28 protein-coding genes are annotated in these 26,436 nt (G+C 67.6%); 17 read left to right on the top strand and 11 right to left on the bottom strand.

What is annotated here, in order from left to right; genetic code table 11:
* The first annotated feature begins 40 nt into the window (after window positions 1–40).
* From hpf to CX676_RS12275, 3 genes are all read left to right on the top strand, one after another.
* Window positions 41–616, top strand: coding sequence for a ribosome hibernation-promoting factor, HPF/YfiA family (gene hpf, locus CX676_RS12285; RefSeq protein ID WP_101754305.1), 576 nt, complete (start codon window positions 41–43; stop codon window positions 614–616).
* 84 nt (window positions 617–700) lie between these two features.
* Window positions 701–1,165 (top strand): PTS sugar transporter subunit IIA, encoded by a 465-nt coding sequence (locus CX676_RS12280; RefSeq protein WP_101752879.1) that lies wholly within the window; start codon window positions 701–703, stop codon window positions 1,163–1,165.
* Between the two features lie 77 nt (window positions 1,166–1,242).
* Window positions 1,243–1,431 carry a hypothetical protein gene (locus CX676_RS12275; protein WP_101752878.1) on the top strand — a complete coding sequence of 63 codons (189 nt, stop codon included), beginning with the start codon at window positions 1,243–1,245 and terminating at the stop codon, window positions 1,429–1,431.
* A 55-nt stretch (window positions 1,432–1,486) separates the two neighbouring features.
* Here CX676_RS12275 and CX676_RS12270 read toward each other — a convergent pair whose 3' ends face one another.
* Window positions 1,487–2,335 carry an NmrA family NAD(P)-binding protein gene (locus CX676_RS12270; protein WP_101752877.1) on the bottom strand — a complete coding sequence of 283 codons (849 nt, stop codon included), beginning with the start codon at window positions 2,333–2,335 and terminating at the stop codon, window positions 1,487–1,489.
* A 104-nt stretch (window positions 2,336–2,439) separates the two neighbouring features.
* On the opposite strand from CX676_RS12270, the gene CX676_RS12265 reads away from it, so the two are divergent.
* A complete protein-coding gene (locus CX676_RS12265; protein WP_101752876.1) occupies window positions 2,440–2,766 on the top strand; it encodes a winged helix-turn-helix transcriptional regulator in 327 nt (108 codons plus the stop codon).
* A 77-nt stretch (window positions 2,767–2,843) separates the two neighbouring features.
* On the opposite strand, the gene CX676_RS12260 is transcribed toward CX676_RS12265, so the two are convergent.
* The gene (locus CX676_RS12260) at window positions 2,844–3,713 is read right to left on the bottom strand and encodes a branched-chain amino acid aminotransferase (RefSeq protein ID WP_101752875.1); all 870 of its coding nucleotides are present in this window, start codon (window positions 3,711–3,713) and stop codon (window positions 2,844–2,846) included.
* Window positions 3,714–3,859: 146 nt separating this feature from the next.
* On the opposite strand from CX676_RS12260, the gene CX676_RS12255 reads away from it, so the two are divergent.
* The 5 genes from CX676_RS12255 to CX676_RS12235 are packed head-to-tail and all read left to right on the top strand — an operon-like array spanning window position 3,860 to window position 10,770.
* A complete protein-coding gene (locus tag CX676_RS12255; RefSeq protein ID WP_101752874.1) occupies window positions 3,860–4,381 on the top strand; it encodes a MarR family winged helix-turn-helix transcriptional regulator in 522 nt (173 codons plus the stop codon).
* Window positions 4,378–5,100 (top strand): response regulator, encoded by a 723-nt coding sequence (locus CX676_RS12250; RefSeq protein WP_101752873.1) that lies wholly within the window; start codon window positions 4,378–4,380, stop codon window positions 5,098–5,100. The genes CX676_RS12255 and CX676_RS12250 overlap by 4 nt, the downstream gene beginning before the upstream one ends.
* 21 nt (window positions 5,101–5,121) lie before the next feature.
* Complete coding sequence (locus CX676_RS12245; protein WP_101752872.1) at window positions 5,122–5,955, top strand: uracil-DNA glycosylase; 834 nt, start codon at window positions 5,122–5,124, stop codon at window positions 5,953–5,955.
* A 50-nt stretch (window positions 5,956–6,005) separates the two neighbouring features.
* Window positions 6,006–7,373 carry an efflux RND transporter periplasmic adaptor subunit gene (locus CX676_RS12240; protein ID WP_101752871.1) on the top strand — a complete coding sequence of 456 codons (1,368 nt, stop codon included), beginning with the start codon at window positions 6,006–6,008 and terminating at the stop codon, window positions 7,371–7,373.
* Window positions 7,366–10,770 (top strand): efflux RND transporter permease subunit, encoded by a 3,405-nt coding sequence (locus CX676_RS12235; RefSeq protein ID WP_101754304.1) that lies wholly within the window; start codon window positions 7,366–7,368, stop codon window positions 10,768–10,770. Before CX676_RS12240 ends, CX676_RS12235 begins: the two co-directional genes overlap by 8 nt.
* On the opposite strand, the gene CX676_RS12230 is transcribed toward CX676_RS12235, so the two are convergent.
* Window positions 10,712–11,506 carry a protein-disulfide reductase DsbD domain-containing protein gene (locus CX676_RS12230; protein WP_101752870.1) on the bottom strand — a complete coding sequence of 265 codons (795 nt, stop codon included), beginning with the start codon at window positions 11,504–11,506 and terminating at the stop codon, window positions 10,712–10,714. The genes CX676_RS12235 and CX676_RS12230 overlap by 59 nt on opposite strands.
* A 104-nt stretch (window positions 11,507–11,610) precedes the next feature.
* Between CX676_RS12230 and CX676_RS12225 the strand changes: the two genes are divergently transcribed.
* Window positions 11,611–12,183: a YqgE/AlgH family protein gene (locus CX676_RS12225; protein ID WP_101752869.1), complete on the top strand. Its 573-nt coding sequence runs from the start codon at window positions 11,611–11,613 to the stop codon at window positions 12,181–12,183.
* A gap of 60 nt (window positions 12,184–12,243) precedes the next feature.
* Here the strand turns inward: CX676_RS12225 and CX676_RS12220 are convergent, their stop codons facing one another.
* The gene (locus CX676_RS12220; RefSeq protein WP_101752868.1) at window positions 12,244–13,191 is read right to left on the bottom strand and encodes an L-threonylcarbamoyladenylate synthase; all 948 of its coding nucleotides are present in this window, start codon (window positions 13,189–13,191) and stop codon (window positions 12,244–12,246) included.
* Between the two features lie 115 nt (window positions 13,192–13,306).
* On the opposite strand from CX676_RS12220, the gene CX676_RS12215 reads away from it, so the two are divergent.
* From CX676_RS12215 to CX676_RS12200, 4 genes are read left to right on the top strand one after another with little or no spacing between them, the layout of a single operon-like run.
* Window positions 13,307–15,004 carry an acyl-CoA dehydrogenase gene (locus CX676_RS12215; protein WP_101752867.1) on the top strand — a complete coding sequence of 566 codons (1,698 nt, stop codon included), beginning with the start codon at window positions 13,307–13,309 and terminating at the stop codon, window positions 15,002–15,004.
* A complete protein-coding gene (locus CX676_RS12210) occupies window positions 15,004–16,023 on the top strand; it encodes an MBL fold metallo-hydrolase (RefSeq protein ID WP_232816655.1) in 1,020 nt (339 codons plus the stop codon). Before CX676_RS12215 ends, CX676_RS12210 begins: the two co-directional genes overlap by 1 nt.
* Window positions 16,024–16,074: 51 nt before the next feature.
* Window positions 16,075–16,227, top strand: coding sequence for an aa3-type cytochrome c oxidase subunit IV (locus tag CX676_RS12205; protein ID WP_101752866.1), 153 nt, complete (start codon window positions 16,075–16,077; stop codon window positions 16,225–16,227).
* 50 nt (window positions 16,228–16,277) lie between these two features.
* Window positions 16,278–16,904: a hypothetical protein gene (locus tag CX676_RS12200; RefSeq protein ID WP_101752865.1), complete on the top strand. Its 627-nt coding sequence runs from the start codon at window positions 16,278–16,280 to the stop codon at window positions 16,902–16,904.
* Here CX676_RS12200 and CX676_RS12195 read toward each other — a convergent pair.
* From CX676_RS12195 to greA, 7 genes are all read right to left on the bottom strand, one after another.
* Window positions 16,889–17,221 (bottom strand): AzlD domain-containing protein, encoded by a 333-nt coding sequence (locus CX676_RS12195; protein WP_101752864.1) that lies wholly within the window; start codon window positions 17,219–17,221, stop codon window positions 16,889–16,891. The genes CX676_RS12200 and CX676_RS12195 overlap by 16 nt on opposite strands.
* Window positions 17,218–18,006 (bottom strand): AzlC family ABC transporter permease, encoded by a 789-nt coding sequence (locus tag CX676_RS12190; RefSeq protein ID WP_101752863.1) that lies wholly within the window; start codon window positions 18,004–18,006, stop codon window positions 17,218–17,220. The genes CX676_RS12195 and CX676_RS12190 overlap by 4 nt, the downstream gene beginning before the upstream one ends.
* Before the next feature lie 97 nt (window positions 18,007–18,103).
* Window positions 18,104–18,763, bottom strand: coding sequence for an HD domain-containing protein (locus CX676_RS12185; RefSeq protein ID WP_198590187.1), 660 nt, complete (start codon window positions 18,761–18,763; stop codon window positions 18,104–18,106).
* On the bottom strand, window positions 18,756–19,376 hold the full coding sequence (locus CX676_RS12180) for a 2-dehydro-3-deoxy-6-phosphogalactonate aldolase (protein WP_101752861.1): 621 nt from the start codon (window positions 19,374–19,376) through the stop codon (window positions 18,756–18,758). Before CX676_RS12180 ends, CX676_RS12185 begins: the two co-directional genes overlap by 8 nt.
* Window positions 19,373–20,266, bottom strand: a complete 894-nt coding sequence (locus CX676_RS12175; RefSeq protein WP_101752860.1) for a 2-dehydro-3-deoxygalactonokinase — start codon at window positions 20,264–20,266, stop codon at window positions 19,373–19,375. The genes CX676_RS12180 and CX676_RS12175 overlap by 4 nt, the downstream gene beginning before the upstream one ends.
* A complete protein-coding gene (locus CX676_RS12170; RefSeq protein ID WP_101752859.1) occupies window positions 20,253–21,176 on the bottom strand; it encodes a hypothetical protein in 924 nt (307 codons plus the stop codon). Before CX676_RS12170 ends, CX676_RS12175 begins: the two co-directional genes overlap by 14 nt.
* A 3-nt stretch (window positions 21,177–21,179) precedes the next feature.
* Complete coding sequence (gene greA, locus CX676_RS12165; protein ID WP_101752858.1) at window positions 21,180–21,650, bottom strand: transcription elongation factor GreA; 471 nt, start codon at window positions 21,648–21,650, stop codon at window positions 21,180–21,182.
* Window positions 21,651–21,881: 231 nt separating this feature from the next.
* On the opposite strand from greA, the gene CX676_RS12160 reads away from it, so the two are divergent.
* From CX676_RS12160 to CX676_RS12150, 3 genes are all read left to right on the top strand, one after another.
* Window positions 21,882–23,537 (top strand): electron transfer flavoprotein-ubiquinone oxidoreductase, encoded by a 1,656-nt coding sequence (locus tag CX676_RS12160; RefSeq protein WP_101752857.1) that lies wholly within the window; start codon window positions 21,882–21,884, stop codon window positions 23,535–23,537.
* A gap of 88 nt (window positions 23,538–23,625) precedes the next feature.
* Window positions 23,626–25,584, top strand: coding sequence for a tetratricopeptide repeat protein (locus CX676_RS12155; protein ID WP_232816440.1), 1,959 nt, complete (start codon window positions 23,626–23,628; stop codon window positions 25,582–25,584).
* Window positions 25,581–26,417, top strand: coding sequence for a 4-(cytidine 5'-diphospho)-2-C-methyl-D-erythritol kinase (locus tag CX676_RS12150; RefSeq protein WP_101752856.1), 837 nt, complete (start codon window positions 25,581–25,583; stop codon window positions 26,415–26,417). The genes CX676_RS12155 and CX676_RS12150 overlap by 4 nt, the downstream gene beginning before the upstream one ends.
* The last annotated feature ends 19 nt before the right edge of the window (window positions 26,418–26,436 follow it).

The following is a 26,436-nucleotide window of genomic DNA, read 5'->3' as shown; positions in this document are numbered from 1 at the left end:
TCGCGGAAGCGCCCGGCCGGGCAACCGGAAAGGAAACATGATGCGCTACACCATCAGCGGAAAACACATCGACGTTGGCGAGGCTCTGACCACGCATGTCAAGAACGAGTTGGGCGAGGTGCTGGACAAGTATTCGCAGCGTCCCACTGATGCGACGATTACCTTTTCCCGCGATGCGCACCAGTATCTGTGTGATTCCGTTGTTCACCTGTCCACTGGCCTGACGGTTCAGGCCAAGGGTGCCGCCACCGAGGTCTATGCCGCCTTCGATTCCTGCCGCGAACGCATGGACAAGCAGCTGCGCCGCTACAAGCGCCGGCTGAAGGATCACCACAAGGACCGCACCGAGCCGGTTGAATTCGGTCAGGCCGGGATGTATGTGCTGGCGGCTGATGAGGATGAATGGGAATCGCAGGACTCGGGCCTGCAGCCGATCATCATCGCCGAGATGGAAACGCGGGTGCCGACCCTGTCGGTGGGCGACGCGGTGATGCAGATGGAACTGGCGGGGATCCCGCTTCTGGTGTTCCGCAACGAGAAACATGGGGGCGTCAATGTCGTCCACCGCCGTGATGACGGGAATGTCGGCTGGATCGACCCGCGCAACGGTAGCTAGGACTGCGACGACCTTCGCAACCCATTTCTGCCCGCCCGCGCAGGTCCGCGCGGCGCGGGCAGATCGCCCCGAAAGGCAGGCTAGATGCAGATCAGTGACATTCTGAAACAGGGGGCCGTCCGGTCCCTGTCACAGGTCACGTCAAAGAAGCGGCTGTTCCACGAACTGTCCGAACTTGCCCAGACCGTCTATGGCCTGCCGGCCTCGGAGGTGCTGGACGCGTTGCAGGAACGCGAGAGCCTTGGCCCGACCGGCGTGGGTCATGGCGTCGCGCTGCCCCATGCCCGGCTGCACGGGCCGGAGAAGGTGGTGGGCCTGTTCATCCGGCTGGACAAGCCGCTGGATTTCGACGCCGTGGATCGCCAGCCGGTCGACCTGATCTTTGCCCTCCTGGCACCCAAAAGCACCGGGGTCGATCACCTGAAGGCACTGGCGCTGGTGTCGCGCACGCTGCGCGATGGCGACCTGCGAGCCAAGCTGCGCGCCAATGACGATCCCATCGCGCTGCATGCGGTGCTGGCGGCGGCGCAGGGGATCAAGGCGGCTTAACCAGGCTGGCCTAAAGGTTTTGCTTCGGTCCGATTCGGCCCTATATAGGAAGGGCAACCATCGGAGGAGGACCGAAGATGAGCAAGCATATCAGCGACCAACCCCGCGATCACGGCACCGCGCGCCTGCGGGAATACACAAGGCAGGAACGCGAGGCGGGGGTGCATCCGGCCGTCACCGCGCTGCACAGCCGTCCCAAGGACCGCAGCGAGGATGGCCGAAAGACCGCCGAATTCGTGCGGATCGAGCGCGGCCACACGGCCTGAAGCCGCGCCCGCCGCGCTGATAATTCCGATCGATGATTAGGTTCAGCGGTGGCCGTCAGGCCGCCGCGGCGAGAACCGTTTCCAGCGTCGTGGGCTGGTGGGACCATTCCGCGCCCTCGGTCTCGAAGGGAATGCCCGTATCGTTCAGCGCCGCATACATCCCGGCAATGCCGGCCGAGAACGAGGCGCCGAGGCCAGCAGCCTCATGTGCTGCCGCAATGTCACTGCCGGGGACGGGCAGGGCGGTGACGCGCCTGCCGGAGTGCCGTGACAGGATAGCCGCAGCATCGGCCTCGGAATAGCGGCGGGGACCGGTCAGGTTTACGATACCGGGGCGTGGGTTCATCAGATAGCCCGCCGCGGCTCGCCCGACATCCTGTGCCGACACGCAGTCGATGGCGCGGTCGAGCGGCGCGAGGAAGGCCGGCATCTCGCCGGTTCCGGCGGCCATCATCGCCGCCGGCAACCAGCTTTCCATGAAATAGGCCGGCCGCAGGAAGGTCATCGGCAGGCCCGCCCCGCGCAGCGCGGTCTCGAACCCGTTCAGCGTGGCGACAATCCCGGTGCCGCGTGGCAGATGCGCCCCCTGCGAGGACAGGGCGACCGCATAGGGCAGGCGCGCTGCCCGCAACGCGCCCGCAACCGAGGCCGACAGCCGCGCGGCCTGTTCGTCCACATCGTTGGCGTCCGGCGCCACCGGGTTCATCACGAAGGCGGCGCTGGCGCCCTCGAAGGCGCGGGTCAGCGCCTGCTGATCCAGCGCATCGACCGAGACCCAGTCGACACCCGGCACCGGCTCGGCCCTCGGGGTTCGACACAGGGCGCGTACCGGCTGCCCCGCTTCGCTCAGGGCCTTCAGCACCGCGCCGCCGACCCGTCCGCTTGCTCCCATCACGACAAACATGATTTCTCTCCTTCTGTGTGCCGGGATAGATTACGGTGGTGCTGCGAATCACGTAAGTACGCACTATTTTTATACTGCCCTGACCCTACTGTCCCGAGGTGCCGATGAGCGATGATCTGAAAGCCTGCCCGGTGGCCGCGACGCTGAAGGTGATCGGCGGCAAATGGACCCCGCTGATCCTGTTCAACCTCAAAGACCAGCCGATCCGCTTCAACGCGCTGCGGCGCGCCATCCCCGAGATCACCCAACGGATGCTGACCTTGGAACTGCGCGCGCTGGAAGCCGATGGGGTTGTCGCCCGCAAGGTGTTCGAAACCGTGCCGCCCCATGTCGAATACAGCCTGACCCCGCGCGGGCAGACTCTGGCCCCGATCATCGAGGCAATGGAGGTGTGGGGCACGGATCAACTGGCGCGCGGCGCCGCTGGTTAGGGCCCGCGCCCGAACCCTGAAACGAAAAAGGCCGCCGGGCGCAATACCGGCGGCCTTTTCGTTATGGTGATGACGGCTTAGGCCCGGACCAGCTTCTCGTAATCCTCGGCGATCTCGCGGGTCACGTTGCCGACCTGGAACATGTAGTCGCCGATCTGGCCCACGGGGGTCACCTCGGCGGCGGTGCCGGTCAGCCAGCATTCGCTGAAATCGGCCATTTCCTCGGGCTTGATCCGGCGTTCATGCACGGTCAGGCCCTTGTCCTTCAGCATCTGGATGATGGTCTGACGGGTGATACCGTTCAGGAAGCGGTCGGCCAGCGGGGTGTGGATCTCGCCATCCTTGACGAAGAAGATATTGGCGCCGGTGGCCTCGGCCACGAAGCCCTCCCAGTCCATGAACAGCGCGTCCGAGCAGCCCTTGGCCTCGGCGGCGTGCTTGGACATGGTGCAGATCATGTAGAGGCCGGCGGCCTTGGCGGCGGTGGGGATGGTCTCTGGGCTGGGACGCTTCCACTTGGCGATGTCCAGCTTCGCGCCCTGCCATTTGGCGTCGCCGTAGTAGCTGCCCCATTCCCAGGCCGCGATGGCCATGCGCACCGGATTGCGGCGGGCCGAGACGCCCATATCCTCGCCCGAGCCGCGCCACATCACCGCGCGCACATAGGCATCGGTGAAGCCATTGGCCGCCAACACGGCCTCCTTGGCGGCGTCGATCTCGTCGGCGCTATAGGGCGACTCCATGTCCAGAAGCCGGGCGGATTCGATCAGCCGCAGCGAATGTTCGTGGCTTTTGAAGATCTTGCCGGAATAGCAGCGCTCGCCCTCGAAGACCGAGCTGGCATAGTGCAGCGCGTGCGACAGGATGTGGACATTCGCGTCGCGCCACTCAACCAGTTTGCCGTCCATCCAGATCTTGCCGTCGCGATCGTCGTAAGCACCCGCCATGTCACCCTCCTGGCCCCTAGCTTTCCAAATCTTGCGCAATCCTCACCAACTTCGGCTGATAAATTGCGCAAACCGGCTTGACGGCTAGCAATCGAATCTAGGAAAGTCAACAAGACTGCCATATCCCCGGGGAAAGAAAGACAACCATGCAGGAGAAGGTGCGGATCGGGGGACTTGGCGGGGAAAGCCTGCTGTTCCTGACCGATGACCAGTTGCGCGGCGGCATCGAGGCGATGTTCTTCGCCTATCGCGCCTTCACCTCGGACCCCGACCTGATTCTCGAGGATATGGATTACGGCCGCGCCCATCACCGGGCGCTGCATTTCATCAATCGCGGTCCGGGGCTGACGGTGACCTCGCTTCTGGACGTTCTGGGCGTGACCAAGCAATCGCTGAACCGGGTCCTCAGGACGCTGATCGAGGACGGGCTGGTCGAAAGCCGCGTCGGCCGGCGCGACCGGCGCGAGCGGCAGCTTTACCTGACCGAGAAGGGCACGGCGCTGGAACGCCGTCTCTCCGAGGCGCAGCGGGCGCGGATGCGCGCCGCCTATCGCGCCGTCGGGCCGCAGGCGGTGGCGGGCTTCCGGCAGGTGCTCGAAGCGATGATGGACCCCGAGACACGGGCACAGTATCAGTCGATGAAGGACCAGACCGACGACCGGACATGACCAGCACCGCCGATACCCATATCCTGATCGTCGATGATGACGAGCGTATCCGGTCGCTCTTGAAGCGGTTCCTGGAGAAGAACGGCTATTTCGTCACCCAGGCCCGCGACGCCCAGCAGGCGCGGCGGTTGCTGAAGGGGCTGGAATTCGACCTGATCGTGCTCGACGTGATGATGCCGGGCGAGGATGGCATGTCGCTGACCCGCGACCTGCGCAAGTCGATCAACACGCCGATCCTGCTGTTGACCGCCAAGGGCGAGACCGAGGACCGGATCTCGGGGCTGGAAAGCGGTGCCGATGACTATCTGTCGAAACCCTTCGAGCCGCGCGAGCTTTTGCTGAGAATCGCGGCGATCCTGCGGCGGATGCCGACGGTCGAGGCGACGACGCAGAAATTCCTGTCGCTCGGCATGCTGCGCTATGACACCGAGAAGGGTGAGCTGTGGCAGGGCGAAACGCCCCTGCGGCTGACCGGCACCGAACAGGCGCTGCTGCGCCGGCTTGCCGCCAGCCGGGGACAGCCGGTCAGCCGCACCGATCTGATCGAGGACCTGGGGCGCGGCGGCGGCGCGGCGGCCAATGGCGACGAGGGCGAGAACAGCGAGCGCGCCATCGACGTGCAGATCACCCGGCTCAGGCGCAAGATCGAGCCCGACCCGCGCGAGCCGCGCTTCCTGCAGACCGTGCGCGGCACCGGCTATATGCTGGTCGCCGACTGAGGGCTGCGCTAGGCTGCGCCGATGGACGGGAACCCCACATATCTTGGCCTCGATCTGACGCCCGAGGCGGCGCTCGCGCTCTTGGAGTGGCAGGCCGAGATGGGCGCGGACGAGCCGATGCTGGATGCGCCGGTCGATCGCTTCGAATTGGCCGAGCCAGTTTCGGCTGCGCGTCCGACGATCGCGGCTCCCACCGCGAACACGCCCACGGCCGCACCCCGCCTGCCCGACGAAAGCCCGCTTGAGGCCTTGGTGGCCGAGGCCACGCGGCTGGCCGATGCGGCCGGGACGCTGGAGCAGTTGGCCGCCGCGCAGGAGGCGTTCGACGGTATCGAGCTGAAGAAGGGCGCGCGGAACTTTGCCTTCGCCGATGGCAACCCGAAGGCCCGCGTGCTGATCCTTGGCGAGGCGCCGGGCGACGAGGAGGACCGGCAGGGCCGCCCCTTCGTCGGTCGCGCCGGGCAGCTGCTGGACCGCATGTTCGCAGCCATCGGGCTGGCGCGGGACGCGGTGGATGCGGAACGCGCGCTCTACATCACCAATGTTTTACCGTGGCGCCCGCCGGGAAATCGCGACCCCTCGCCCGATGAAATGGCGATGATGATGCCCTTCGTGCGCCGCCACGTGGCGCTGGTCGATCCCGATGTCGTGGTGCTGATGGGGAACACGCCCTGCCAGGCTGCACTGGGCCGGCGCGGCATTCTGCGGCTGCGCGGCGGCTGGACCGAGGCCTTTGGCAGACCCGCCTTGCCGATGACCCATCCGGCCTATCTTCTGCGCAATCCGCCCGCCAAGCGTGAGGCCTGGGCCGACCTTCTGTCACTGGCGGAAAAGCTGGACGCATGCCCCGTTTAGGGTTCATTTCCTAATCATGGGCTAACCGTTGCCCAACGGGCAGGTTTGACATGCGTTTTCTTCTTCGCAGCCTTGGCGGGCTGTTCATCATTTCTTTGACCTTCGGGCTGCTGTTTCTGGCGGCCTTCCAGATATGGCAGGCGCTCGAACAGGCGCGCACCGGTGGTCCCGGCGGGCGGCAGGCCGAGGAGCAGGCCTTCACCGTGCGGCTGATCGCGCTTGAACCCGCGACGGTCGCGCCTGTGATGTCGGTCTATGGCCGCGTCGACTCGCGTCGCCGGTTGGAGCTGAGGGCCGGGGCCTCGGGGCGCATCACCTATCTCGATCCTGATCTGCACGAGGGAGGGCAGGTCGAGGCCGGGCAGTTGCTGCTGCAGACCGATCCGGCGCAGGCGCAATCGGTGCTGGATAATCTGCTGGCCGCGCAGGCCGAGGCCGAAGCCGCGCTGGAGGATGCGCGCCGCGCCGTGGCCATCGGCACGGATGATCTCGCGGCGGCACGGGCGCAGGTCGAGCTGCGCCAGGCAGCGATGGAGCGGCAGCGCGAACTGGCCGAGCGGCGGCTGGGGACCAGCGGCGAGCGCGAGGCGGCGGAACTGGCAGCCTCCGCGGCGGCGCAGGCGGTGCTGTCGCGGCAATCGGCGCTGGCCGATGCCGAAAGCGCCGTCTCGCTGGCCGAGATTGCCCTGCAGCGCAGCCAGATCGATCTGGCCGAGGCGCAGCGCGAACTGGAACTGACCGAGGTGCGTGCCAACTTTGCCGGGCGGGTCACGGCGGTCACGGCGGTCGAGGGCGGGCTGGTCAGCCAGAACGAGCAACTGGCCCAGATCATCGACCCCGACGCGCTGGAGGTGCAGATCCCGCTGTCGCTGCAGCAATATTCGCGGCTGGTTGCGGAAGAAGCGCGGCTGGTCGGCACGCCGGTGCGGGTGGTGCTGGACGGCTCGGCCGGGCGGATCACCGCGCCGGCGCATCTGGACCGCTCTGCGGCTTCGGTGGCCGAGGGCGCGGCGGGCCGCACGGTCTATGCAAGGCTCGATCAGCCCGATGCGCGGCTGCGTCCGGGCGATTTCGTCACCGTCGAGATCGACGAGCCGCCCTTGCCCGATGCCGCGCTGATCCCGGCCTCGGCGGTGGGGGGCGACGGCGCGGTGCTGGTCGTCGGTCCTGACAGCCGGCTGATCGCCCGCCCGGTCGAGGTGCTGCGGCGTCAGGGCGACGACGTGGTGATCGCGGTGGCCGCCGACCTCGCCGGCGCGCGCATCGTCGCCGAACGCGCGCCGCAGCTGGGCGCCGGTATCCTCGTGCGCGATACCGCCGCCCCAGTGGGTGAGCCGGGCCTGCCCGAGGCGCAGAACCGGCGCGGGGATGCGCCGCAGCAGCAGGCGCAGCGCGCTGGGGCGCAGGCCGATGGCTGATCCGGCCCCGGAACCCGGTCGCGGCCTGCTGTCGCTGTTCACCCGCCATGCAACGCTGGCCAATCTGGTTCTGGCGGTCATGGTGGTGGGCGGGCTGGTCGCCGCGCCACGGATGCGGGCGCAGTATTTCCCTGACACGGTGATCGAACAGGTCAATATCTCGGTCCGTTGGGACGGCGCCGGGGCCGAGGATGTCGATCGCTCGGTCATCGCCGTGCTCGAGCCGGTGCTGCTGGCCGTTGAGGGCGTGGCGCTGGAGGAAAGCCGGGCCAATCAGGGTTCGGGCCGGATCGAGCTGGAATTCGAGCCGGGCTGGGACATGTCGCGCGCCATGGCCGAGGTCGAAACCGCCGTGGCCACGGTGGACACCCTGCCCGAGGATGCCGAGGAACCCGAGATCACCCGAGGCGCCTGGCGCGACCGGGTGGCGGATGTGGTCATCTCGGGCCCCTTGGGCGTCGATCAGCTGGGCCGGCTGGCCGATGACATGCTGAACCGGCTCTATGCGCGGGGCATCACCCGCGCCAGCGTCGCCGGTCTGGCCGCGCCTGAGACGCTGATCGAGGTGCGCGTCGCCGATCTGGTCCGCAACGACCTGACCATGAGCGAGATCGCCGAAGTGGTTGCCGCCGCCGCCACTGCCCAGCCTGCGGGCGATGTCGCCTCGGGCGCCTCGCGCGTGCGCACGGGAACCGAGGCGCGCGATCCGGCCTCGGTCGCAGCCCTCCCGCTGCGGCTGGAACCCGACGGCACGATCCTGACCGTGGGCGAGGTCGCCACCGTCACCTCGACCGGCATGGATCGCGAAGAGGCCTTCTATGTCGGCACCGATCCCGCCGTGGTCATCCAGGTCCAGCGCGCCGCCGCCGGCGATGCCATCACCATGCAGGAAGAGGTCGAGGCGGTCGCTGCCGAGATGCGCCCCTCGCTGCCCGACGGGGTCGAGATCGAGCTGGTGCGCGCCCGGGCCGAACAGATCTCGGGCCGGCTGCAGATCCTCGTGGACAATGCCATCATGGGTCTGGGGCTGGTGGTGGCACTGCTGTTCCTGTTCCTGAACGCCCGCACCGCGCTCTGGGTGGCGGCGGGGATTCCGGCCTCGCTGCTCGCGGCCATCGGGCTGATGTATGCCTTCGGCATGACGCTGAACATGATCTCGCTTTTCGCTCTGATCCTGACCTTGGGGATCATCGTCGATGATGCGATCGTCGTCGGCGAACATGCCGATTACCGCGCCCGCAAGCTGGGCGAGCGGGCGATGGTTGCCGCCGAACGCGCCGCGCAGCGCATGGCGGCACCTGTCGTCTCCTCGACGCTGACCACGGTCATCGCCTTTGGCGGGCTGATGGCCATTGGCGGGCGCTTCGGCAACCTGATCGTCGATATTCCGCTGACCGTCATCATGGTGTTGGTCGCCTCGCTGATCGAGTGCTTCCTCGTCCTGCCCAATCACATGGCCCATGCCCTGACCCGGGCGGCGCGCGACAACTGGTATGACAAGCCCTCGCGGCTGGTGAACCGGGGGCTCGACTGGCTGACCGAACGCGCCGTGCGCCCGATGCTCGGCTGGATCATCCGCCTGCGCTATCCGGTGCTGGCCGCGACCATTGCGCTTTTCGGCTGGTCGGCGGCTGCGATGATCACCGGCAAGGTGCCGTGGCGCTTTTTCGATTCGCCCGAACAGGGCAGCGTCGCGGGCAATTTCGCCATGCTGCCCGGCGCCACGCGCGAGGATACGATGCGCGTTCTCGGGCTGGTGCAGGCGGCGGTGGACCGCGTGGCCGGCGATTACGAGGCCGAATATGGCACCAACCCGGTCACCCATGCCATGGCCCAGATCGGCGGCAATTCCGGCCGCTCGCTGCCCGGGGCCGAGACCAAGGACCCCGACCAGCTGGGCTCGATCCAGGTCGAGCTGATCGATGCCGACCTGCGGCCCTATTCCAGCTTCGAATTCGTCGGCGACCTGCAAGCCGCCATGCCGGCGGACCCGCGGCTTGAGACCATCAGTTTCCGCGGCTTTCGGGGCGGACCGGGGGGCGACGCCATCTCGGTCCGGATGAGCGGGGCCGATGCGCAGCGGCTGAAGGATGCGGCCGAGGCGCTGAAGACCCGGCTCTCGGCCTTCCCCGAGGTGTCGGCGCTGGAAGACAGCATGTCCTATGACAAGGAAGAGCTGGCGCTGGAACTGACCCCGCAGGGCCGGGCGCTTGGCTTCACCACCGAGGGGCTGGCGCGGGAATTGCGCCAGCGTTTGGGCGGCATCGAGGCGGCGACCTTTCCGGTCGGCATCCGCAGCGGCGCGATCCGGGTGGAACTTCCGGAAAGCGAGCGTCGCGGCGATTTCCTTGACCGGATGATGATGCGCTCGGCCTCGGGACAATGGGTACCTTTGGCCGATATCGTCACCGTGGGCAGCCGGGCCGGCTTCTCGACCGTCCGGCGCGAGAACGGGGTGCGGATGATCTCGGTCACCGGCGACATTTCCGATGACGACCCCGCCCGCGCCGCCGAGATCACCGCCGCGCTGGAAACCAGCATCATGCCGCAGATCGCCGCTGATTACGGCATCAGCTTCGAAACCACCGGCCTCGCCGAGCAGGAACGCGATTTTCTGGGCGAGGCGGGGCTGGGCTTCGCGCTGGCGATGCTGGGCATCTACATGGTGCTGGCATGGATCTTCGCCTCCTGGACCCGGCCGGTGGTGGTCATGGCGGTGATTCCCTTCGGCCTGATCGGCGCTGTCTGGGGGCATACGATCTGGGGCCTGCCCATGTCGATGTTCTCGATCGTCGGGCTGATCGGCATGTCGGGGATCATCATCAACGATTCCATCGTGCTGATCTCGACCATCGACGAATACGCCAAGGACCGGGCGATGCGCCCCGCCATCATCGATGCGGTCTGCAACCGCCTGCGGCCGGTTTTCCTGACCACGGCAACGACCGTGCTGGGCCTCGCGCCGCTGCTTTACGAACGCTCGTCGCAGGCGCTGTTCCTGAAGCCCACCGTGGTGACGCTGGCCTATGGTCTGGGCTTCGGGATGCTGGTGGTGCTTCTGGTTGTGCCGGCGGCATTGGGGATCGGCGAGGATATCGTGCATGCCCGGCGCGGGCTCAGGCGGGGCCTGCGCGCGGGACCCTTGCGCCTGCCCTTGCGGCTGGGGGCGGGGCTGGCACTGGCCGGTTTCGCGCTGGTGCTGCTGCCGGTGACACTGGTGCCGGCGCTTGGCGTGACTCTGCCCGGCTGGTGGCCGGTGGCGGGGTCAGCGGGGCAGGCGCTGGTCTGGTACCTCGCCGCGCTGCTTGTCGCGGTGGCGGTGGCGGGCGGGCTTGGCCTTATCCGGCAGCGTCGCAGCCACGCATCTCGCGCGCCGGCCCGTCCCCGATCAGCGTGATCCGGAGCGTGTCCGGGTCGAGGTCGAAGGGTTTGCCCTCGGGCGGAACCAGATCGGCCGTGGCGGTCAGGACCCCCTTCGCATCGGTCTCAGTCTCGGCCATCGAGACCCAGACCTCGGGCCGGTCGGGCAATTCGACGGCGACCGCCTTGACCCCTTCGCCGTCCGGCAGCGTCAGCGCGACCTGTATCCCGTCGTCGATTTCGGTCAGGTCGCAGGCGGGCTTTTCGTCGCTGTGCTGCGGCTGCTCGGCCAGCGCCGCCTGAATGGCGAGATCGGGCTGGTCCTCGGGCGGCGGCGCGGTCAGCGTCAGGTTGGCCGGCACGCAGATATTCTCGCAAAGGCCGAAATCGACCGTCGCCGCCAGCGTGACCGGTTTCTCCTGATCCGCCGGCACCACCTCGAAGGGCAGGACCAGCCGGTCATGGAAGCCAAAGCTGCGGCTGCCGCCGGAATCGATCAGCTCGGGCGCCGGCCAGTGAAAGACGACGCTGCCGATATTCCCGGACCCGTCCCAGTCAAAGCTGGGCGCGATGCCGGTATCGCCGGGGCTGCGCCAATAGGTCTTCCAGCCCGGCTCCAGCAGCAGTTCCAGCGCGGCGATGCGGTGGCCCTGATCGTCGGTCCAGCCGGGCAGCAGCCGCGCGCCGACCAGACCGGGCGGCAGCGCCTCCGGCTCGGCATGGGATGGCGCGGCCATCGGCAGCATCAGCAGGGCAAGGGCGAGATGTCTCATGTCCCCGGGTCTAAGGCGGCATCCGGCTGACGGAAAGTCACAATGCTGCGCGGGCCTTGCAAGATTGCGACAGCGGGCCGATCTTTGAGACAATAGGAGAGTGCATGACCCAAGAGACCGACCTGACCGGCAAGATCCTGATCGCGATGCCCGGGATGCGCGATCCCCGCTTCGCGCGTTCGGTGGTGCTGATCTGCGCCCATTCCGAGGATGGGGCGATGGGGCTGGTGCTGAACCACCCGCTGCCAGAAATCGAGTTTTCCGACCTGCTGGGCCAGCTTGGCATCGATACCGACACCCGAACCCGCCCGGTAGAGGTCCGCTATGGCGGCCCGGTCGAGCCGGGGCGGGGCTTCGTGCTGCATCAGGTGGGCGAGGCGGGCGATGACACCGAGGGCACGCTGCGCATCGGTCCGCATCTGGCGATGACCACCACCCGCGACATTCTCGAGGATCTGGCGCATGGCCGGGGGCCGGGGCAGGCGGTGCTGGCGCTTGGCTATGCCGGCTGGGGGCCGGGGCAGCTTGAGGACGAGATGCTGGCCAATGGCTGGCTCAGCGGCGAGGGCGGCGACGAGCTGATCTTCGGCGCCGACAATCCCGGAAAATGGAGCGCGGCGCTGAAGGCGCAGGGGGTCGATCCCTCGCTCTTGTCGGGCGCGGCGGGACGGGCATAACGGGGCGCTGACCCCATCGCCTGCGGCGAGTCCCCCGGGATATTTCGGGTGAAGTAATGTTCAGCGCGGTGCGGCGGCGCGGCGCAGCCGGTCATTGATCGCCACGCCCAATCCATGCTCGGGGATCGGCGCGACGGCGATGGGCCGGCCAAGCCGGTCGGCGCGGCGCAGCAGGTCGAAAAGATGCGCGGCGGCTTCGGCCAGATCGCCATGGGCCGAGAGGGTCAGCGGCCCGGGATGGCCGAAATCGAGATAGGTTTCGCCCGGCTCTGGTCTGTCCACGTTGAGGCGCAGCACGGCCTTCGGGGCGTAATGGCTGGTCAGCTGTCCGGGTGCGCTGGGGGCGGAAGGGTCGGCGTGATGCTGCGCCAGCGGGCGGCCCAATGCGGCTTCGATGGCTTCCGACGGCAATCCGCCGGGGCGCAGCATGAGGGGCTGACCGTGCTCCCATCCGATGATGGTCGATTCCACGCCGACCGGGCAGGGACCGGCATCGAGCACCGCGGCAATGCGGCCATCGAGCCCACCATCGGGATCTAGGACATGCGCGGCGCTGGTTGGGCTGATCCGGCCCGAGGCATTGGCCGAGGGCGCGGCAAGCGGTCCGCCAAAGCTGCGCAGCAAAGCCTGTGCCGCACTGGCCGCCGGAACGCGGATGGCCACGGTGTCGAGACCGGCGGTCACCAGCGAGGCAATGCCGGCGTCCGTGCGCAGCGGCAGCACCAGCGTCAGGGCGCCGGGCCAGAAGGCTTGCGCCAGCGCCCGTGCCTCATCCGAAAAGGTCGCGATGGCCTCGGCCTCGGCCAGACCCGCGACATGGACGATCAGCGGGTTGAAGCTGGGCCGGCCCTTTGCGGCATAGATGGCGGCGACCGCCTCGCCGTTTCGCGCATCCCCGGCAAGGCCATAGACGGTCTCGGTCGGCATGGCGACGGTCTGTCCCCGGCGCAGAAGATGCGCCGCCGTGGCAAGGCCACTTTCGTCAGGGGCGAGTCGCAGGGTTTTCATTCGTGACGCCGGGTTTGGGTTGCCGCAGGACGGTCCGTCGCTAAGGTGACGACAGCGTTAACTGCATATGCCGGCCCGGCGTACTTGCCAAGCCGCACCGAGGGGGGGAACAACCATGAGCTATCGCGCGCCCGTCGACCAGATCACCTTCATCCTGAACCATGTGTTGAACTTCCCGCGATTGGCCAAGACCGAGCTGTTCGCCGAAGCCACCGACGAGACGGTCAACGCCATCCTCTCCGAGGCCGGCAAGCTGGCCGAGAACGAGATCGCCCCCCTGAACCGCAATGGCGACCTGACCCCGGCCCGGCTGGAAAACGGCAAGCTGCGCTCCTCCCCCGGCTTCGAGGCCGGTTTCCGCGCCATTGCCGAGGGCGGCTGGATCGGCCTTGCCTCGGACCCCGAATATGGCGGCATGGGCCTGCCGCAGGCGCTGAACATGGCGGTGGCCGAGATGCTGTCGGGCGCCTGCCTGTCGCTGCAGCTGAACCCGCTGCTGACCCAGGGCCAGATCGATGCGCTGCAGCATCACGCCGATGACGAGATGAAGGCGCTGTACCTGCCCAAGCTGAACAGCGGCGAATGGTCGGGCACGATGAACCTGACCGAGCCGGGTGCCGGCAGCGACGTGGGTGCGCTGACCACCAAGGCCGAGCGCAACGAGGACGGCACCTATTCGATCACCGGGCAGAAGATTTTCATCACCTGGGGCGACAGCGACGTGACGGAAAACGTCTGCCATGCGGTGCTGGCGCGGCTGCCCGATGGCGGCAAGGGCACCAAGGGCATCAGCCTCTTCATGGTGCCGAAATTCATCCCCGACGAGAACGGCAATCCGGGTGTGGCCAACAGCCTCAAGGTCGTTTCGCTGGAGCACAAGATGGGCATCCACGGCTCGCCCACCTGCGTCATGAGCTATGAGGGCGCGACCGGCTGGCTGATCGGCAAGGAACATGGCGGCATGGCCGCGATGTTCACCATGATGAACGCAGCCCGTCTGGGGGTTGGCGTGCAGGGCGTCGGCGTGGCCGAGGCGGCGCTGCAGCAGGCGGTCGAATACGCGACCGAGCGCAACCAGTTCGGCCCGATCATCCGCCATGCCGATGTGCGCCGGATGCTGGCCACCGCCCGGGCCGAGGTTTTTGCCGCCCGCGCCATCTGCCTTGCCACCGCCATCACCGCGGATGTCGCGCGCTCGACCGGGGACGAGGATTGCGCCTCGCGCGCCGCCTTCCTGACGCCGATCGCCAAGGCCTATGGCACCGATGTGGGTTGCCGGGTGGCCGACATGAACGTGCAGGTCCATGGCGGCATGGGCTTCATCGAGGAAACCGGCGCGGCGCAATATCTGCGCGATGTCCGCATCACGCCCATCTATGAGGGCACCAACGGCATTCAGGCGATGGATCTGGTCGGTCGCAAGTTGGCCGATGGCGGCGAGGCGGCGAATCGGCTGCTGGACGAGATGCTGGACGTGGCCAAGGCGGCGCAGGCCGATCTGCCGGACCTCGCCAATGATGCCTTCCAGGCGGCCGAGAACCTGCGCGATGCCACGCAAGCGATGCTGGAGCGCGACCTGCAGGACCGTTTTGCCGGGGCGGTGCCCTATCTGAACGCCTTCGCCAAGGTTCTGGGTGCGCTGTTCCACCTGAAGGCGGCGATGTCGGGCGATCCGGGCCGGATCGTGCTGGCGCGGATCTTCATCACCCGGGTGATGCCGCGCTATGCCGCCGATCTGGCCGAGGCGCAGGCCGGGCTGGCGGATCTGGAAGCGATCACCGACGACCAGCTGGCCGGGGCCTTCGGGGCGTGATCCGCTATCCGGTCGAGCAGCCGCCCGGCGAGGGCGAGGCGATCGAGATCGCCGAAGGCGTGCTCTGGATGCGCCTGCCTTTGCCGATGGCGCTGGACCATGTGAACGTCTACGCGCTGGACGAGGGCGATGGCTGGACCATCGTCGATACCGGCTTCGATTCGCGCCGCAGCCGGGCGATATGGCAGACGCTGCTGGACGGCCCGCTGGGGGCGCGCCCGGTGCGCCGGGTCATCGGCACGCATCACCATCCCGACCATATCGGCCTTGCCGGCTGGTTCATGGACCGGGAGGGGGCCGAGCTGTGGATGAGCCGCACCGCCTGGCTGACCGCGCGAATGCTGGTCCTTGACGAACAGGCGCGGCCCTCGCCGCAATCGCTGGCCTTCTGGCGATGGGCGGGGATGCCGCAGGAGCTGCTGGACCGGCGCGCGGCCGAGCGGCCCTTCAACTTCGTCGATTTCGTCCATCCGCTGCCCCTAGGCTTCACCCGCCTGACCGAGGGCGAGCGGGTGCGGTTCGGTGGCCGCGACTGGCGGGTGCACATGGGCGACGGTCATGCGCCCGAACACGCGACCTTCTGGTCCGAGGATGGCGATCTGGTCCTGGGCGGCGACCAGCTGCTGCCCTCGATCTCGCCCAATCTCGGCGTCTATCCGACCGAGCCCGAGGCCGATCCGGTGGGCGAATGGCTGGCATCGTGCCTGCGCTTTGCCGAGCTGGCCGAGGAGCGGCACCTGGTCCTGCCCGGCCACAAGCTGCCCTTTACCGGCCTGCCCTTGCGCTTGCGGCAATTGATCGACAACCACCACGGCGCGCTCGAGCGGCTGAGCGGGGCGCTGGCCAAGGGTCCGCGCAGCGCGGTCGGCTGTTTCGACATCATCTTCAAGCGCAAGATCGGCGAGGCCGAGTTCGGGCTGGCGCTGGTCGAGGCGGTGGCCCATGTCAATCACCTGCGCCGGCAGGGGATCGTGCAGGCGGCGGGTGAAAGCGATGGCGCGGTGCTGTGGGGGGCGTGACAGGCCTTTCCTAATCGGCTATCCGAAAAACGAACCGAAACGGAGGGACGTATGGCCACGCATCACGAAGGCACCGAGCACAAGCACGGCGAGATGGATATCACCGCGCACCAGAAGACCTTTGCCGGCTTCGTCAAGCTGTCGACCTGGGTCGTCATCATCTCGCTTGGCGTGCTGGTCTTCATGGCACTGACCAACGCCTGATACGGGCAGACGCAGGCACTTCACATAAAAAGACGGGCAGGGGCAGCAGCATGAAAAGACGGACATTCCTCGTCGCGGCAGCGGCGCTGCCTCTGGCGGCTTGCGGGGCCGACAATATCTGGGCCAGCGACGAGGCGGTGCGCGCCGCGCGCTTCGTCTCGGACGAGCCGCCTTCGATCACCCTCTTCACGGTGATCGGCATTCCCAAGGGCGAGGGCGGGCATTCGGCGCTGATGATCAATGGCAGCCAGCGGATCATCTATGATCCGGCCGGCAGCTGGCAGCACCCGCGCATCCCCGAACGGCATGACGTGCTGTACGGCATCACCCCGAACTTCAAGAACTTCTACATCGATTACCACGCCCGCAGCACCTACTGGGTGGCCGAGGACCGGGTGCCGGTCAGTCTGGCGGTGGCCGATGCCGCCATCCGCTCGGCCGAGCAGGAGGGCGCGGCCAGCAAGAGCTTCTGTGCCGTCAATACCGGGCAGGTGCTGAACCGGGTGCCGGGCTTCCAGGGCGCGCCGACCGGCTTCTCGCCGTTGAAGCTGCGCCAATGGTTCCTGACCCGTCCGGGCGTGGTCTCGAAAAGCCATCGCGACGGCGACCCGGCGAACAATCACAACGTCCTTCTGCAGCAGAAGGACGGGACGATCACGGGTTATCCCAGGAACTGAAGCGTCAGGACCAGCGTGGCCGCGCCGGCAAGGATCGCGGCCAGCATGTTCTTCCAGATCATCCCGACAGCGACGGTAACAACGGCGGCGATCAGCCGTGCCGGGTCGGTCTGGCCTTCGGTCGCCGCCGGCCACATGACCAGCGGCGCGACCAGCGCCGGCAGCACCGCAACCGGGGTATAGCGCAAGAGGCGTAGCACCCAGCCCGGCATGGCATAGCGCCCCAGCGCGCCGAGGAAGGACCAGCGGATCAGGAAGGTCCCGGCGCCCAGCACCAGGATGACCAGCCAGATCTGGGCGTTGGACAACTCGATCATGCCGTGGCCTCCTTCTGCCGCCGCTCCTGCCAGGCCTCGACCCAGGCACCCACGGCCATGCCGATCGGCGCGGCGATCAACAACCCGGTGCCGGCGGGCATCCAGGCCAGCGCCAGCGCCATCAGTACCGACACCAGCGCCGCCGCCTTATGCGCCAGCGTGCGCAGCATCGGCGCGATCATCGCGAGGAAGGTGATCGGCACGGCGAAATCCAGCGCGATGCCCTCGGGGATGGCCTCGCCGACCAGCGCGCCGACGACGCTGGCAATGGCCCAGGGAATGCACATCGCCGCCGCGGCACCGTAGAAATAGCCAAGCCGCTGCTTGAGGCTGAGACGCGGGTTCATCTCGTAATGCTGGATGCTGAGCGCAAAGGTCTGGTCAACCAGCAGATAGGAGACTGCCGCCCGGTCCTTGCCCGGGGCCGAGCCGAGCCAGGGCACCAGCGAGGCCGAATACATCGCCATGCGCAGGTTCACCGCCAGCGCCGAGACGATGGCCAGCACGACCGGCACATTGTCGGAAAGAAGCTGCACGGCGGTGAATTGCGAAGCCCCGGCCAGCACCAGCACCGAGAAGCCGATCACCTGTGAGAGATCGAGGCCCGCTTCCGAGGCCAGCACCCCGAACAGGATGCCGAAGGGCAGCAGCGGGACGAGGAAGGGGATCGACTGCACCATGCCATGGCGGAAACACTGCGCCGGGCTGCGCGCGAGGATACGGGCCTGCACCTCGTCGGGCAGGGGATGTTCATGCGCAGGCACTGAGGAGGGCGTGGGGGACATGGTAATTTGCAGATTCTGAAAAGTTGATCCTGACTGTCACGCCGCAGGGTGACGCACAAGGGCACTCTTGGCGGCGGGCGGTCCTGTCAGCCGGGAATCAGCCCAGTTCGGCCAGAAACGCGTCATGGAACCGGCGCAGGCTGGCGTCGCGATCCTTGGCCAGCGCCCTGCCGGTCGCGGTCTGGAAGCCCTCGGCCAGACCGAGAAGCTTGGTCTGGAAATGATCCAGCGCGAAAGCCGCATCATCCAGCGGGCGCCCCTCGGCTGCCGGGTCCTGCGGGTCATAGAGCGCCCGCTGGCCCAGCCCGGCGACGTAGAAGCAACGGGCCACCCCGATCAGCCCGATCGCGTCCAGCCGGTCGGCATCCTGCAGGATCCGCGCCTCCAGCGTCTCGGGCGTGATCCCGGCGGAAAAGCTGTGGGCATGGATGGCATGGGCCACCGCCGCGATGTCCTCTTGCTGCCAGCCGAACCCTTCCAGCAGCTCCACCGCCCGATCCGCCGCCAGCCGCGAGGCCAGCTTGCGCTCGGGCGAAGCCTTGTCGACCCAGACGCAGTCATGAAGGATCGCCGCCGCCTGCAACAGGCGAAGGTCGCCACCCTCCACCGCCGCGATCCGTTCCGCATTGCGCCAGACCCGCAGCAGATGTGCCTCGTCATGGGCGCCGTCGCGCCGGTCGAAGGCATGGGGCAGAAGCTGCCGCGCGAGGTCGGGGTCGGCGAACTGCCGGTGCAGCGTGGGCGCAGGATCAGCCAAGGGCCGCGTCATAGGCCGCGACCAGATCTGCCGCCTTCCGCGCCACCACCTCGGCGCTGTCACCGGGCTTGTAGAGCGACGAGCCGATGCCGAAGCCCGTGGCCCCCGCCGCGCGCCAGTCGGCCATGTTCGCGGCCGAGACCCCGCCCACGGCGTAAAGCGGCACCTCTTTCGGCAGCACGGCGGCCATGGCCTTCAGGCCCATGGGTCCGACCAGCTCGCCCGGGAACAGCTTCAGCGCATCGGCCCCGGCCTTCAGGGCCGCGAAAGCCTCGGTCGGGGTCATCACGCCGGGATAGGACAGCATCCCCGCCGATTTCGTCGCCGCGATCACTGCCGGGTCGCAGTTCGGCGACACGATCAGCCGTGCCCCGGTCGCGCCGATGGCGACCACCTGCGAGGGCGTCAGCACCGTGCCGGCGCCGATCAGCGCGTGATGCCCGTGTGCCTTCTGGATCGCCGCGATGCTGTCCAGCGGGTCGGGCGAGTTCAATGGCACCTCGATCAGGCTGACGCCGGCGCGGATAAGCGCGTCAGCCACGGGCAGCGCCTCGGCGGGGGTGAGGCCGCGCAGGATGGCAACGATGGCGCGACCGCCGGTCGGATTTGTCATGATCTGTCCTCTGTCCTTGCCTTGGTCAGTCCGGCCAGGGACATCGCCCCGCCGTCATGCTGACGTGCCTCGTTCCCCTGCAGCGCCAGCGCTGCCGCATAGCGCGCGGTCAGCGTCGGCGCGCCGATCAGCGCCACATCCTGCCCCAGCCACCAGCCGCGCATGGCCGCCAGTTCCGCCCCGATCAGCAGGCCCGACAGCCGCGACCGGGCGGCATCGGGCGACAGCTCGCCCGCCAGCCCCTCGGCCCTGAGCGTGAACAGCCGCGCCATCAGCCGCTCGGCATCGCGCCGGCCCTCCGTCACGCCGGCCTCAAAGGCGGCCTCGTCCCAGCCCTCGCCCATCCCATGCCGCAGCACCGATTGCGTCGACAGCAGCTGGAACAGCTCGCCCGTCATCGCGGTCTGGAAGCCCACCACCTCGCCCGCACTGATCCGCGCCCATTTGTTATGGGTGCCGGGCAGGGCCACGACGCCATCGAAATCGGGGTGCAGCGCCAGAAGCCCGGCGATCTGGGTTTCCTCGCCGCGCATCACATCGGCCGGGCTGGCCTGACGCATGCCGGGCAGGATGCGCAGATCGATGCGCGGATCGCGGGCCGGTGCGCGCACCATTGCAGACGGGTCCAGCGGTGCCGAGGGGGTCGGCAGATAGGGCGCCTCGATCCAGCCCTGACGGCTGCCGACCATGCCGCAGGCCAGCATCGGCATGGCTGCGTCAGAGAGCCAATCGCCGACAACGCCCAACAGCGCGAATTCGAAGGCCATCGCGTCGGGCAGGCTGGCGGCGCCGGGGCCGCTGGCCTCGGCCAGGATGGTCGTGCCCTGCATCGCATGGGCGCGCAGGTTGGTGCTGCCCCAGTCGAGGGCGATCCAGTCAGGCGAAGACATTCGCGGCACGTCCCAGCAGCATGAAGGCGCGGGCCGACCGGGTATCGGCCAGCCGGCGCAATTGGGTATCGTCCAGATGGCCGCCGATGCGGGTCAGCATCAGGTCGAAATGGCGCAGGAAGTGATGCGCGGTGTCGCGAAAGATCTCATCGCCCTTCAGCATGGCGACGGTCAGGGCCAGCGCGTCCTCGTCATGGATGCCCGCCATGTCCTGCATGGCATCGCCGCGCATCCCCTCGGCAAAGCGTCGCCACAGGTCAGGGCGCGGCGCATCGGGGCTGAGGCTGTCCATGTAGAGGCCGTTTTCCGACAGAAGCGTCACCACGTCCTGGGCCGAGCGGATGACCCGCGAGGTCTCGTGGTCCTTCAGCGCGGCGCGCAAGGCGGCGATGGTTTCGACGTCATCCGGCCCCTCGGGAAAGTTCAGCGCGCGGATCAGGTCATCCGAATCGACCGCGACCGAGGCCGGCGCGTCAAAGCGCATCGCCGTCTGCCGGCCATCGCTGGCGGGGGCGGATGCGCGTGCAGGTGTCGGGGCAGATGCCGCGCGTGGTTGCGCAGGTTGCGGATTGGCGCGCGGCGTCTGCAGCGGTGCCGCTGCCGGCAGTACCACGCCGCCCCGCGCCGCCGCCTCGCGCATCTGCCCAAGCCGCAGCCGCAGTTCTGCCGCCTCGGCGCGCAGGCCGGCAATTGCGCTGGCCAGCCCCACCGCCATCCAGATCAGCGCCACCGGCAACAGCACCGCCAGCACCGTGGCCAGCCGCATCAGCCCGCTGACCTGACCCTCGGCCTCGGGTCCGAACAGCCAGAACCCGCCGGTCAGCACCAGCCAGATGGCCGTCAGGATCGCGCCGATGGTGACCGCCTCGTCGCTGCCAAGGGCAGCGCCTATCCTCTGCCGCAGGGTCATGGCTTACTCGTAGCGGATCGACAGGATCTCATAGCTTTTCTGGCCGCCGGGGGTGACGACATCGACGCTGTCGCCCTCGTCCTTGCCGATCAGGGCGCGGGCCAGCGGCGAGCGGATGTTCAGCAATCCCCGCTCGATATCGGCCTCGGGTTCGCCGACGATCTGGTAGGTCTTTTCCTCGTCCGTATCCTCGTCGACGATGGCGATGATGGCGCCGAACTTGATCGAGCCGGACAGTTTCGAAGTGTCGATCACCTCGGCCCGCGACAAGAGCCCTTCAAGCTCCTTGATACGGCCCTCGATGAAGCCCTGCTTCTCGCGTGCGGCGTGGTATTCGGCATTCTCCGAAAGGTCGCCATGCTCGCGCGCCTCGGCGATGGCCCGGATCACTGCCGGCCGTTCTTCGCTTTTCAGCTGGGCCAGTTCCTTGTCCAGCGCCTGATGGCCATTCCGGGTCATCGGTACTTTTTCCATCGCAACATTCCAATCGACAGAAGGGGTCAAATAGTAATTGAACGCCCCCGCCAATGAGGATGGCAGGGGCGATGTATCTCGGGACACCCTGCAACCAAGACCGGGCCGAATGCAAGCGCGCAGACCTTCAATCGGCATCTTTTGGCCCTATGGGTCTTTGCGTCATGATTGCCCCCGGCTTTCGAGCACGCTAGGGCTGTTCCCAGCAAATCTGAGGGGAGAGAGCCAAGCATGACTGACGAGACCCAGATCACCCGCGAGTCGATGGAATATGACGTCGTGATCGTTGGCGGCGGGCCATCGGGCCTGTCGGCGGCCATCCGGCTGAAACAGATCGATCCCGACCTGAATGTCGTCGTGCTGGAAAAGGGGTCCGAGATCGGCGCGCATATCCTCTCGGGCGCGGTGCTGGACACCTCGGGTCTTGATCGGCTGATCCCCGACTGGAAGGCGCAGGGCGCGCCGATTTCCACCGAGGTGACCGACGACAATTTCTATGTGCTGGGCGAAGCCGGGCAGATGCGCGTGCCGAACTGGCCGATGCCGCCGTTGATGTCGAACCACGGCAAGTACATCGTCAGCATGGGCAATGTCTGCCGCTGGCTGGCCGAACAGGCTGAGGCGCTTGGCGTCGAGATCTTCCCCGGCATGGCCGCCAGCCAGATCGTCTGGGACGGCAACCGGGTGAAGGGTGTCGTGGCGGGCGAGTTCGGGCGCAACCCCGATGGCAGCATCGGCGACGGCTACGAGCCGGGGATGGAGCTTCTGGGCAAATATGTCTTCATCGCCGAGGGCGTGCGCGGCAGCCTCGCGAAAGAGATCATCAACAAGCTGAACCTGTCCGACGGCCATGACCCGCAGAAATTCGGTCTCGGCATGAAGGAAATCTGGGAGATCAAGCCCGAGAAGTTCAAGCAGGGCCGGGTCGTCCACACCATGGGCTGGCCGCTTGGCAAGAACGCCGGCGGCGGCAGCTTCATCTATCACCTTGAGAACAATCAGGTTCTGGTGGGCTTCGTGGTGCACCTGAACTACCAGAACCCGCATCTCTATCCCTACATGGAGTTTCAGCGCTTCAAGCATCACCCGATGGTCGCGGAGCTGCTGGAGGGCGGCAAGCGCGTGGCTTACGGCGCCCGCGCCATCAGCGAGGGCGGCTGGCAGTCGATCCCGGAACTCAGCTTCGACGGCGGCGTGCTTCTGGGCTGCTCGGCCGGCCTGGTGAACGTGCCGCGGATCAAGGGCAACCATAACGCCATGCTCTCGGGCATCGCCGCCGCCGAGGCCGCCGCGAAAGCCATTGCGGCGGGCCGCGAGGGTGACCGGCTGGCGGATTACGATGCCGACGTGCGCAGCGGTCCGATCGCCAAGGACCTGAAGCCGGTGCGCAACGTCAAGCCGATCTGGTCGAAACTGGGTCTCTGGCCCAGCCTCGCGCTGGGTGGCTTTGACATGTGGGTGTCGAACCTGACCGGCTGGAACCCGCTGGGGACGTGGAAACACGGCAAGACCGACGCCGCCGCCACCGGCAAGGCCAAGGATTTCGCCGCGATCGACTATCCGCGCCCGGATGGCAAGCTGAGCTTCGACCGGCTGACCAACGTGTCCTTCAGCTTTACCAACCACGAGGAAAGCCAGCCCTGCCACCTGAAGCTCAAGGATCCCTCGATCCCGATCTCGGTGAACCTGCCCGAATATGACGAGCCGGCGCAGCGCTATTGCCCGGCCGGCGTCTACGAGGTGCTGCAGGGCGAGAACGGGCCGAAGTTCCAGATCAACTTCCAGAACTGCGTCCATTGCAAGACCTGCGACATCAAGGATCCGTCGCAGAACATCAACTGGACGACGCCGCAGGGCGGAGACGGGCCGAATTACCCGAATATGTGATCGAATCGGCGGGCAGGGCGGCGTTGCCCCTTGCCCGCAGCGCCGCTAGGCTGCGCCAAGACAATTTTGCGCGAACGGGACGGTGACCTTGACCTTTTCTCTCCACAAGCTGGGGCTGGCGACGGCGCTGCTCGCGTTGATGTCGGGTGCGGTTCAGGCGCAGGACGCCCCGCCGCCGCCGCGTCCCGACAACTTGCAGGCGCCCGCGACTTCGCAGGACGCAAACCCTGAGGCCGAGGATGAAGACGCCCCGGCACCCGAAGCCGGGCCGGAGGCCCCGGTCGAGGAAGCCGTGGGGCCGGTAGACGAGGCTCCTGCCGAACCCGACCTGCCGCCCGCACCGCTGACGATGGGGCTTGCCGGCCCCTACCTGGCCGCCCGCATCGCTGTCGTGGAAAATGATTTCATCGTTGCCGCGCGCTATTTCAAGCAGGCCATTGCCCATGATCCCGGCGATCCCTTCCTGCAGGACAGCGCACTGGTCTCGATGATCTCGGCCGGGCAGATGGACGGGGCGCTGGAACTGGCCCAGCAGATGACGAGCGACGGCAAGGACGGTACGGAACTGGCCGGGCTGGTGCTGCGCGCCCATTATGCGCAGGCCGAAGATTGGGATGGGCTTCTGGCCGAGATCGCCCGCAATAATTCTGAAGGAGCCGAAGGTGGCCCGCAGGGCAACAACCTGCTCGACGGGATGCTGGCGGCTTGGGCCAAGCTGGGCGCGGGCAATGCCACAGAGGCGCTGGCCGATTTCGCCGCCATGGCCAAGGTGCCGGGTGCCGCCGGAATGCTGGATTACCAGCTGGCCATGGCCCGCGCGCTGGCCGGCGATTACGAGGGCGCCAATGAGCTTCTGTCGCGCGATGGCGCCGACAGCCACCTGATGGGCGTTCTGGCCCGCGCGCAGGTTCTGGCCCAGCTTGACCGGCGCGACGAGGCGCTGGCGCTGCTCGATGGTGTGCCCGCCGGCGCGTCCGAGCCGCAGGTTGTCGATCTGCGCAACCGGCTCGATGCCGGCGAGGATGTGACCTTCGACGTGGTCAAGTCGCCGCGCGACGGCATTGCGCAGGTCTTCCTGACCTTCGCCACCGCGCTGGCCAGCAGCCCCGAGCCCGAGCCGCTGGCGCTGATCCATGCCCGCCTGGCCAGCTGGGTTGCCCCGGAACTGGGCGAGGCGCGGCTGGTCACGGCGCAGATCCTGCAGATGCACCAGCAATATGATCTGGCCGAGGCCGAGTTCGAGGCATTGCGGCGTCTGGGGCAGGTACGCCCCGTGGCCGAGCTGTCGCGCATCGACTCGCTGTCGCGCGCCGAGCGGTTCGACGAGGCCGAAAAGGCTGCGCTCGCCCTGACGGCGGCCCAGCCCGATCTACCGCAGGCCTGGATCGCGCAGGGTGATCTGCTGCGCCAGCAGGACAAGTTTTCCGCCGCCGTGCCCGCCTATGACAAGGCGCTGTCGCTGATCCCCGAGGATCAGGGCGATCAGCGCTGGTTCCCCCTTTATGCCCGCGGGATCGCGCTGGAGCGCTCGGGCCAGTTCGACCGCGCCGAGGCCGATCTGAAGGCCGCGCTCGAGATCCGTCCCGACCAGCCGAGCCTCTTGAACTATCTGGGTTACAGCTGGATCGACCGGGGCGAGAATCTGGACGAGGCGCTGAAGCTGATCCAGAAGGCGGTCGAGCTGTCGCCTGACGACGGTTATATTCAGGACTCGCTGGCCTGGGCCTATTTCCGTCTCGGCCGTTACCAGGATGCGGTCGAGCCGATGGAGCTGGCCGCCCGCAGCATGTCGGCCGATCCGCTGGTCAATGACCATCTGGGCGATGTCTACTGGATGGTCGGCCGCAAGCGCGAGGCCGAGGTGCAATGGCGCCGCGCCCTGTCGCTGAAACCGACCGAGACCGAGGATGACGTCGATCCCGAGCGGATCAAGGCCAAGCTGGAACGCGGCCTTGATGCGGTGATGGCCGAAGAAGGTGCCGGACCCTCGCATGCGCCGGTGACGCCAACCACGGCCGAAAACGGCACGGCGACGCAAAGCGAATGATCCAGCCGGCCCCGGCCAAGCTGAACCTGGCGCTGCATGTCACCGGCCGGCGCGCCGATGGCTATCACCTGCTCGATTCGCTGGTGGTCTTTGCCCGCCATGGCGATGCGGTCGAGGTGGTGCCGGGTGCCAGCGCGCTGACCGTCGATGGCCCCTTCGCCGGCGATGTACCTGTGGGTGCCGACAATCTGTGCCTGCGCGCCGCGCGGACGATGGGGACCGGGGCGCGGATTCACCTGACGAAGAACCTGCCGGTCGCCTCGGGCATTGGCGGCGGCTCCGCCGATGCGGCGGCGGTGATGCGGGCCTTGGCAGCACAGGGCCATGCGCTGCCCGCCGATCCTGCCGCCCTTGGTGCTGACATTCCCGTCTGCCTTGCCGGCCAGCCCGCCCGGATGCGCGGCGTGGGCGAGCGGCTGGACCCGGTGCCGGAGGTTCCGGCCCTGCCGATCGTGCTGGTCAATCCCGGCATCCCGCTGTCGACGCCCGCCGTGTTCAAGGCGCTACAGCGACGCGACAATTCCCCCATGCCAGAACCGGACTGGCATGATGCCGATAGCCTGATTGGCTGGCTCGGGAAGACCCGCAACGACCTGCAGCCCGCTGCCATCTCCCTTGCCCCGGCCATTTCGGAGGTGCTTACGGCGCTCGAGGGGCAGGGCGCGCGGCTTTCCCGCATGTCCGGCTCCGGTGCCACCTGCTTCGGACTCTTCGACGATGCCGACAGTGCCGCCCGCGCGGCCCGTGCGCTGGCCCGTCCCGACTGGTGGGTCGTCGCCAGTGAACTGGCATCTGGCCCGGTGCGCGGCTACACTTCCACCGCAACCGTCTGAAAGGCCCGCGAGAAAGGAC

Source organism: Paracoccus zhejiangensis, from assembly GCF_002847445.1.
GTDB classification, from domain to species: domain Bacteria; phylum Pseudomonadota; class Alphaproteobacteria; order Rhodobacterales; family Rhodobacteraceae; genus Paracoccus; species Paracoccus zhejiangensis.
The sequence above is the reverse complement of the archived record's forward strand: the minus strand, read 5'-3'. Positions and strand labels throughout refer to the sequence as shown.

What these genes read in the sequence shown, in the direction of transcription:
- hpf (WP_101754305.1), top strand. Translation starts at nt 41, where the DNA reads ATGCGCTACACCATCAGCGGAAAACACATCGACGTTGGCGAGGCTCTG.
- CX676_RS12280 (WP_101752879.1), top strand. Translation starts at nt 701, where the DNA reads ATGCAGATCAGTGACATTCTGAAACAGGGGGCCGTCCGGTCCCTGTCA.
- CX676_RS12275 (WP_101752878.1), top strand. Translation starts at nt 1,243, where the DNA reads ATGAGCAAGCATATCAGCGACCAACCCCGCGATCACGGCACCGCGCGC.
- CX676_RS12270 (WP_101752877.1), bottom strand. Translation starts at nt 2,335, where the DNA reads ATGTTTGTCGTGATGGGAGCAAGCGGACGGGTCGGCGGCGCGGTGCTG.
- CX676_RS12265 (WP_101752876.1), top strand. Translation starts at nt 2,440, where the DNA reads ATGAGCGATGATCTGAAAGCCTGCCCGGTGGCCGCGACGCTGAAGGTG.
- CX676_RS12260 (WP_101752875.1), bottom strand. Translation starts at nt 3,713, where the DNA reads ATGGCGGGTGCTTACGACGATCGCGACGGCAAGATCTGGATGGACGGC.
- CX676_RS12255 (WP_101752874.1), top strand. Translation starts at nt 3,860, where the DNA reads ATGCAGGAGAAGGTGCGGATCGGGGGACTTGGCGGGGAAAGCCTGCTG.
- CX676_RS12250 (WP_101752873.1), top strand. Translation starts at nt 4,378, where the DNA reads ATGACCAGCACCGCCGATACCCATATCCTGATCGTCGATGATGACGAG.
- CX676_RS12245 (WP_101752872.1), top strand. Translation starts at nt 5,122, where the DNA reads ATGGACGGGAACCCCACATATCTTGGCCTCGATCTGACGCCCGAGGCG.
- CX676_RS12240 (WP_101752871.1), top strand. Translation starts at nt 6,006, where the DNA reads ATGCGTTTTCTTCTTCGCAGCCTTGGCGGGCTGTTCATCATTTCTTTG.
- CX676_RS12235 (WP_101754304.1), top strand. Translation starts at nt 7,366, where the DNA reads ATGGCTGATCCGGCCCCGGAACCCGGTCGCGGCCTGCTGTCGCTGTTC.
- CX676_RS12230 (WP_101752870.1), bottom strand. Translation starts at nt 11,506, where the DNA reads ATGAGACATCTCGCCCTTGCCCTGCTGATGCTGCCGATGGCCGCGCCA.
- CX676_RS12225 (WP_101752869.1), top strand. Translation starts at nt 11,611, where the DNA reads ATGACCCAAGAGACCGACCTGACCGGCAAGATCCTGATCGCGATGCCC.
- CX676_RS12220 (WP_101752868.1), bottom strand. Translation starts at nt 13,191, where the DNA reads ATGAAAACCCTGCGACTCGCCCCTGACGAAAGTGGCCTTGCCACGGCG.
- CX676_RS12215 (WP_101752867.1), top strand. Translation starts at nt 13,307, where the DNA reads ATGAGCTATCGCGCGCCCGTCGACCAGATCACCTTCATCCTGAACCAT.
- CX676_RS12205 (WP_101752866.1), top strand. Translation starts at nt 16,075, where the DNA reads ATGGCCACGCATCACGAAGGCACCGAGCACAAGCACGGCGAGATGGAT.
- CX676_RS12200 (WP_101752865.1), top strand. Translation starts at nt 16,278, where the DNA reads ATGAAAAGACGGACATTCCTCGTCGCGGCAGCGGCGCTGCCTCTGGCG.
- CX676_RS12195 (WP_101752864.1), bottom strand. Translation starts at nt 17,221, where the DNA reads ATGATCGAGTTGTCCAACGCCCAGATCTGGCTGGTCATCCTGGTGCTG.
- CX676_RS12190 (WP_101752863.1), bottom strand. Translation starts at nt 18,006, where the DNA reads ATGTCCCCCACGCCCTCCTCAGTGCCTGCGCATGAACATCCCCTGCCC.
- CX676_RS12180 (WP_101752861.1), bottom strand. Translation starts at nt 19,376, where the DNA reads ATGACAAATCCGACCGGCGGTCGCGCCATCGTTGCCATCCTGCGCGGC.
- CX676_RS12175 (WP_101752860.1), bottom strand. Translation starts at nt 20,266, where the DNA reads ATGTCTTCGCCTGACTGGATCGCCCTCGACTGGGGCAGCACCAACCTG.
- CX676_RS12170 (WP_101752859.1), bottom strand. Translation starts at nt 21,176, where the DNA reads ATGACCCTGCGGCAGAGGATAGGCGCTGCCCTTGGCAGCGACGAGGCG.
- greA (WP_101752858.1), bottom strand. Translation starts at nt 21,650, where the DNA reads ATGGAAAAAGTACCGATGACCCGGAATGGCCATCAGGCGCTGGACAAG.
- CX676_RS12160 (WP_101752857.1), top strand. Translation starts at nt 21,882, where the DNA reads ATGACTGACGAGACCCAGATCACCCGCGAGTCGATGGAATATGACGTC.
- CX676_RS12150 (WP_101752856.1), top strand. Translation starts at nt 25,581, where the DNA reads ATGATCCAGCCGGCCCCGGCCAAGCTGAACCTGGCGCTGCATGTCACC.